Genomic DNA, 1,004 nt, shown 5'->3' on the forward strand with positions numbered 1-1,004 from the left:
CGTCTGAATATCCTTTGGTTCCCATACCGTATAACCATTTGGCTGTCCAAGCTCCGGGTTGATATCAACCTGCAATACGGTGAGCGGTATATCCCAGAACTTCACAACTTCCCTGACAAACCGATATGTCATTGGATGTTCACAACCTGTATCCATGAAAACGTAATGCACGTCTTTACCTGCCCGTCGCTTTTGCTCCATTAGCCAGAGCAAATATGCTGACGTCCTGCCACCGGAGAAACTAACGACATTTATCATGCAGCCCTGTCTCCCCATCTCGCTTTCCACTCCAGAGCCAGTCTCGCTTCGTCTGACCACTTAACGCCACGCTCTGTACCGAATGCCTGTATAAGCTCTAATAGCTCCGCAAATTCGCCTACACGCATCCTGCTGGTTGACTGGCCTATTACCACAAAGCCATTCCCGGCAAGGTTAGGAACAACATCCTGCTGCTTTAATGCTGCGGTAAACACACACTTCCAGCTTTCTGCATCCAGCCAGCGACCATGCCATTCAACCTGACGAGAGACGTCACCTAAGCAGGCCCATAGCTTCCTGTTTTGGTCTAAGCTGCGGTTGCGTTCCTGAATGGTTACTACGATTGGTTTGGTTGGGTCTGGAAGGATTTGCTGTACTGCGTGAATAGCGTTTTGCTGATGTGCTGGAGATCGAATTTCAAAGGTTAGTTTTTTCATGACTTCCCTCTCCCCCAAATAAAAAGGCCTGCGATTACCAGCAGGCCTGTTATTAGCTCAGTAATGTAGATGGTCATCTTTTAACTCCATATACCGCCAATACCCGTTTCATCGCGGCACTCTGGCGACACTCCTTAAAAACCAGGTTCGTGCTCATCTTTCCTTCCCGTTCTTGCCCCTATAACACATCTGCCGCTCCCGCCAATTGAACAGTAGTGGTTCCTTTGGATAGCCTGACTACTAAAAAAACAACACAACCAACATCATCAATACTGTGCTCAACAAAAGAACGGAGATATTATAGAGCAG

At 47.8% G+C, this 1,004-nt stretch carries 2 protein-coding genes; both read right to left on the reverse strand.

The window, feature by feature from the left end:
* Positions 1-258, reverse strand: a 258-nt coding sequence (locus CSC70_RS13690; protein WP_162457188.1) for a phosphoadenosine phosphosulfate reductase domain-containing protein, incomplete at its 3' end; no start/stop codon positions are given.
* Positions 255-695, reverse strand: a complete 441-nt coding sequence (locus CSC70_RS13695) for a recombination protein NinB (protein WP_000736903.1) — start codon at positions 693-695, stop codon at positions 255-257. The genes CSC70_RS13695 and CSC70_RS13690, both read right to left, overlap by 4 nt.
* Between the last annotated feature and the right edge of the window lie 309 nt (positions 696-1,004).

It is taken from the genome of Pseudoxanthomonas kalamensis DSM 18571 (assembly GCF_010211745.1).
In the GTDB taxonomy this organism is placed as follows: Bacteria; Pseudomonadota; Gammaproteobacteria; order Xanthomonadales; family Xanthomonadaceae; genus Pseudoxanthomonas_A; species Pseudoxanthomonas_A kalamensis.